At 42.0% G+C, this 5139-nt stretch carries 7 protein-coding genes; 5 read left to right on the top strand and 2 right to left on the bottom strand.

Features of this window, described 5'->3' with window-relative positions:
- On the top strand, positions 1–382 hold a 382-nt coding region (locus tag ACKI4H_RS10645), incomplete at its 5' end, for a hypothetical protein (RefSeq protein WP_407305568.1).
- A complete protein-coding gene (locus tag ACKI4H_RS10640; protein ID WP_407305567.1) occupies positions 376–1419 on the top strand; it encodes a 3'-5' exonuclease in 1044 nt (347 codons plus the stop codon). The genes ACKI4H_RS10645 and ACKI4H_RS10640, both read left to right, overlap by 7 nt.
- Here the strand turns inward: ACKI4H_RS10640 and ACKI4H_RS10635 are convergent.
- Entirely contained in the window at positions 1361–2338 is a 978-nt protein-coding gene (locus ACKI4H_RS10635) for an HNH endonuclease signature motif containing protein (RefSeq protein ID WP_407305566.1), read from the bottom strand. The genes ACKI4H_RS10640 and ACKI4H_RS10635 overlap by 59 nt on opposite strands.
- Here ACKI4H_RS10635 and ACKI4H_RS10630 point away from each other — a divergent pair.
- The gene (locus ACKI4H_RS10630; RefSeq protein WP_407305565.1) at positions 2337–3149 is read left to right on the top strand and encodes a DNA polymerase domain-containing protein; all 813 of its coding nucleotides are present in this window, start codon (positions 2337–2339) and stop codon (positions 3147–3149) included. The two genes, ACKI4H_RS10635 and ACKI4H_RS10630, sit on opposite strands and share 2 nt — an antisense overlap.
- Before the next feature lie 470 nt (positions 3150–3619).
- Here ACKI4H_RS10630 and ACKI4H_RS10625 read toward each other — a convergent pair whose 3' ends face one another.
- Positions 3620–3913, bottom strand: coding sequence for a hypothetical protein (locus ACKI4H_RS10625; RefSeq protein ID WP_407305564.1), 294 nt, complete (start codon positions 3911–3913; stop codon positions 3620–3622).
- Between the two features lie 59 nt (positions 3914–3972).
- On the opposite strand from ACKI4H_RS10625, the gene ACKI4H_RS10620 reads away from it, so the two are divergent.
- Positions 3973–4140, top strand: a complete 168-nt coding sequence (locus ACKI4H_RS10620) for a hypothetical protein (RefSeq protein WP_407305563.1) — start codon at positions 3973–3975, stop codon at positions 4138–4140.
- Positions 4141–4412: 272 nt separating this feature from the next.
- A complete protein-coding gene (locus ACKI4H_RS10615) occupies positions 4413–5123 on the top strand; it encodes a Hint domain-containing protein (protein WP_407305562.1) in 711 nt (236 codons plus the stop codon).
- Positions 5124–5139 lie beyond the last annotated feature (16 nt).

The raw sequence follows: 5139 nt of genomic DNA, 5'->3' as shown, positions 1-5139 counted from the left end.
ACTTTGCTTAAATGGTCATTATCAAGATCGTGAAACATCAAAGATTGGATATTGCGTTGCAGGAAAACCCAAATCTCTTGAGCATCGTGAAAAGATTGGTATTCCGCAAAAGGGTGTTCCAAAGAAACCTGAAAGCATTGCGAAGTTCAAGAAGGCAATGACTGGCAGACCACTTTCTGAAGATCACAAAAAGAATATTGGTCTTGGTGGTTTAGGAATAAAACCTTCTGCCGAAACCAAAGAAAAAATGCGGGCGGCTAACTTGGGTCGTAAACGTACTGATCTTCAGGGTACAAAATGGTATAATGATGGTATACGGAATTACCAGATTAAGCCTGATGATCCGCGCGTCCCAAGTTTACAGAAAGGAAAAATATGTTGACACAAGGAAATTATGTCGGCAGTTATTACGACTGGGATACTGACACTGTCATTGTATGGGAGCGAGATGAGACTGGAAGAAAACCAGTCGCATATCATGCTCCATGGTATTTCTTTGTCGAGGATGAAAACGGCGACCATCAGTCGATCTTCGGATCGAAGTTGAAGAAGCTGACCTTCGACAGCCAGGATGAGATGAAGCAGGCTGCTCGTCTGTACGGGAAGAAGTTTGAGAGCGACATCCGCCCTGAGGCCAAAGTGCTGATGAATGAGTACTACGGCCGCCCAACTCCGATGTTGAACTTTGCTTTTTTAGACATCGAGGTAGATTATAACTCCGAAATTGGATTCTCTTCACCTGAGAATCCATACGCGCCCATCAATGCAGTCACCGTCTTCCAGTCATGGACAAATGAGTACTGGACATATGCTGTTCCTCCAAAAGGCTGGAAGGATGACGGGACGTTCCAAGATAAGATCAAGGCGATGTGGGATGAGCACAAGCTCGGATTCAAGCCGAACGTGGTTCTCTGTGCCAATGAGCGTGAGCTGATCGTGGCCTTGGTTGAGGACATCCAGTCAGCTGACATCATCAGCGGTTGGAACTCGGAATTCTTCGACTTACCGTACATCATCAAGCGAATTCTCCGTGTGCAACCCAAGCTCGTTGATAAGATGTGCTTCATCGGCTGTAAGCCACCGAAGGAGAACACCGTCGAGCGGTTCGGTTCGCCGGCCATCGTCTACTCACTCAATGGTCGCACGCACCTCGACTACATGGACCTCTTCAAGAAGTTCACCTTCGAAGGGCGTGTGTCCTACTCGCTTGGCAACATCGCCGCAGAGGAGCTCGATATTCCGAAGCTCGATTACGACGGCACCCTCGAGGAGCTATACAATGGCACTCATAGACCAAACGTTGCTAGCATGACATGGGAAGATGCTGAACAACTACCTGAAGAAATTCAGCGTCTTAATGCTAAGCGTGAGTTGCTTCGTCAGGAGATTGAAAAGCGAGGATTGAAACTACCTTCCTAAGTCCATTTAACCCACCGCCAAACTCAACAAATCTGCTTAACACTATGTTTATGGGCAATTTGTTGAGTTTGGAAAATTTCTTCCACTCATTTGTCTTTAAGTGTCCTTCTCTCTTGTAAAAGGCAAGTGCTTGCGTTAAAATTTGTTCATCAGTTAAACCGGAATGATTTGGGTTGTTAATTCCCTTAGAATGTGATCCCATAGCTGATGGGTTAAAGGTTTTTGTTTTTAGCCTACCTTGAAACCATCCTTCTGGAAGAGTTTCATTAACTTGAAGATATTTGTTTTGAACCCCATTATTAACCCAAGTTCTGCCAGCACTGGTTCCCATCTGATGGTTTTGACCTTGTTCTTTTAATTGTTGTAGGCGTTCATCTTTCTGACCTTTTACCCATCCTTTATGAATAGCTTCATCAGGACGAATACGTTTGGTTTCTATTCCATTAGTAATGTAAACCGTAGTTCCTCTTTTTGGAAGCTGATGCCGGCCAAGTTTAAAATTTTCTGGTACAGGTTCATCAGGAAATAAGCGTAATGAAACTTGACCGTTTGTATACCACTTCAAAAGCTTTAAGTGTGCAGCATGTTCTTCTCTAAGTTTTTGAAATGACTTAGCTTTTAACTTATTTTTAATGTTTCGTTTATCTGATTTTGGGTTAAAACAGATTAGAGCCCAAGTAACTCTTTTCTTATAAATTGGGTTTACTGCATAACATAAAATTAGATGTAAAATAAAATGAACTCTACCACTAACATACATGAGATTTTCAGATGCATCATTACCGTTTAAACAGCGCGGAATTATATGATGACGTTCGTAATATTTTCCGTCCTTTGGCTTTACTTGGTGGCCGTGCTTTGCTATGATAGAATAGTAAAGTTTAGTGTATTTGTTGTCTTGAAAGATATCAATATTCATGGATAATTTCCTTAGCAGTTTATCAGATGAAGAACTTCTAACTCTTTACTCTGATGTTGATCAAGAGACAAAGAACGTCTCTTTCTATTTATTTAATTGTTACAACGCACGAGACGTTGAGGTGCTGGTCAAGCTTGATCAAAAATATAAATTTGTTGATCTAGTTAATACCATGGCTCACGAGAACACCGTGCCATTTGCTGCGATGCTTGGTACGGTTCGATACGTCGAGACTGGCATCATGAACTTCGCGCACAACCTCCCTGAGCACCTCGCTAAACTGTTCGGCCACGCATGCCTGATCGCAGCTGACAAGGTCTTCTCAAACGTGAAGAACAAGAAGGTTGAAGGTGCGATCGTCATGACCCCACGAATGGGGCTCTGGCCGTGGCTTGGTTCAGTCGACTTGACGTCACTGTACCCAACCGTGATCCGTGCGCTGAACATGTCAATCGAGACGTTCATCGGTCAGTTCGGTTCTGCTGATGATCCTCAGTACGGTGAGGATGCATGGTACGCCATCTGGAAAAAGCTGCCTACGAAGTGGGTAGCGAGCATAGACGGTAATGACTACGAGATGTCAGGTGCCGAGTGGCATGAGTGGATGCGTGAACAGAACTGGGCCATCTCGGCGTTCGGTACAATCTTCGATCAGTCCAAGCCAGGTATGGTTGCATCGGTCCTGACCTTCTGGTTCAACGAACGTAAGCGACTTCAAAAGGAAAAGAAAAAGTACGGCAAGCTAGCTGATGATTTAAGAACGAATTTAGGGACTAAGCTTGATTCTTCTATTCTCAATCAATTGAGATGATTTAATACGGAGTTCTTCTGGAGATAATTTTAAGTAACTTAGAAGTAATTCTGAGTTCATTTTATTTTTAGGGAACTCCGAATCTGAAATTCTAAGTAAATTATAATTTTCTAAGATTGCCGCTTGATCCTTTGCTTCATCAATTTCAATTCTATCAAGACTTTTATGCCATCATTCACCATCACATTCAATTAACAAGTTTAATTCTGGAATAAACAGATCATAGAACCGTACAGTGCCCAACGTCTTTTTCTTAGTTCCTTTTTGTTTAATTACATTATATCCAGCTGCCTCAAATGTTTCTCGTGCAAATTTCTCAAACGTTGATTCTTTATTTCTAGATAAATGATATCCATTTTCTGCAATATACTTTTGAGCGGCAATTCGTTTCTTTTCACGAGCTTGTGGTTTCTGTGCCGCAGCGGCAATTCCGGCAGTCCATTCTTCTCTACGCAGAACCCATGTCTCTTTTATTGTTTCTGCTTGTCCAGGCCGTTTCTTTCCTTTTCGAGCCGTCCCTGACTTTTGCCAATTTTTGCTTTTATTTCATCGGCACGATCACCATAACGTTCTTCAAACGTACAGGTTGTTCCCTTTAATGGGTTACTAGCACTCATTTGTTTTCTAACACTTTTTGAAAAAATTTCAGCATCAGGAAACTGTTCTCTGTATTCTTTAGGTGTCTGAGAATGTTTATATTTTAAATGTAATGTTAAACCTTTACATTCAAACCCACAATGATTACATTTAAGAAAATCTGTCATGATATAATAAGGTAATTGGTAGTAAAATTATTTACAGTGAAGTAGACAAAGGAATTGAGATGGATATTCAGGAAATAGGTTTAATCAAGGAAAAAATAAAAAATGGTGAGTTGATCCTTGAAGGGGACAAATTATATACCAAAGAAGAATGGTTGCAAATTACTGAAGCAGACAAACAGGAAGAGCATTATGATTTGCTTCAGCTTACGAAAAAAATTCAGCTTTAATTACATGGAGCCCCGACGTGGGAACACGTCGGTAAACTGCCGGTGAATTCAGGGGATATCCCATGTGGACAATCCTGAGCCAAGCAATCAAGCAAATAAAAATAATAAGATTGAAGGTGCAACGACTATCCCGAAAGGGAGTAGAGCTCAAGTGAGCTCGAAGCGCCGGCCACTCAGAACGGGTGAAGATATAGTCTAGCCTTGATGGTAACATCAAGAGCAATATCGGAAACGGATATTGCGTAATATACGCGAATAGTTGTTACGGTGCTTTGCTGAACGAGGCCTTCCGCTTTGGTCGTCGTGAGATTGGTGCATCAGTCACTGGCACCGGTCGCCAGATCACTAAGCACATGGGTGAGACGATCGGCACCATCCTCAGCGGCGAGCAATGCGAGTTCCTCAAGCGTTACGCCTATAACCCAAAGACCGGCAAGAAGATCAAGGGTGCCTTGGTCTCGAAGGCGTACCGTGACGAGGACAAGACGTTCTTTGACAAGCTCCCAGATCGTCAGTTTGAAATGGACCTCGACGACGATGACGACGACCCCGACGAGAAGGACTCCAACGGCGCCGTGTGGTACACGTGGAATAAGTCGATCATCTACGGCGACACCGACTCAGTAGATTGTAAATCTCAAATCAGGACAAGTATTGGCAATTATTCCATTGAAGATTTATTTTCTGTTCTCCCTGAAAAATGGAATCATGGTGAAAAAGAGTTTGCAACTTTAAAATATTTAAAGTCAATCTGTTTTGATGGTGGAAAACTTTCTAACAAATCAGTGCATGCTGTTTATCGACATAAAGTAAAAAAACCAAAATGGAAAATTACTCTCGCTGATGGAAAAAGTGTAATTGTCACAGACGATCATTCAATTATGGTTATGCGTAACGATAAACTTATTGAAGTAAAGCCTGGAGATATAAATAGAGATACAGATATGTGTATCTCTATAGGAAACAATAATGGTGGAATGTAGACTATGTGGGAAATCT

It is taken from the genome of Acinetobacter sp., from assembly GCF_045628685.1.
Lineage (GTDB): Bacteria > Pseudomonadota > Gammaproteobacteria > Pseudomonadales > Moraxellaceae > Acinetobacter.
Note: the sequence above shows the minus strand (reverse complement) of the source record. Positions and strands in the feature narration are given on the sequence as shown.

Excerpts from the sequence above, each read along its gene's own strand:
- ACKI4H_RS10640 (WP_407305567.1), top strand. The coding sequence starts at position 376 with ATGTTGACACAAGGAAATTATGTCGGCAGTTATTACGACTGGGATACT.
- ACKI4H_RS10630 (WP_407305565.1), top strand. The coding sequence starts at position 2,337 with ATGGATAATTTCCTTAGCAGTTTATCAGATGAAGAACTTCTAACTCTT.
- ACKI4H_RS10635 (WP_407305566.1), bottom strand. The coding sequence starts at position 2,338 with ATGAATATTGATATCTTTCAAGACAACAAATACACTAAACTTTACTAT.
- ACKI4H_RS10625 (WP_407305564.1), bottom strand. The coding sequence starts at position 3,913 with ATGACAGATTTTCTTAAATGTAATCATTGTGGGTTTGAATGTAAAGGT.
- ACKI4H_RS10620 (WP_407305563.1), top strand. The coding sequence starts at position 3,973 with ATGGATATTCAGGAAATAGGTTTAATCAAGGAAAAAATAAAAAATGGT.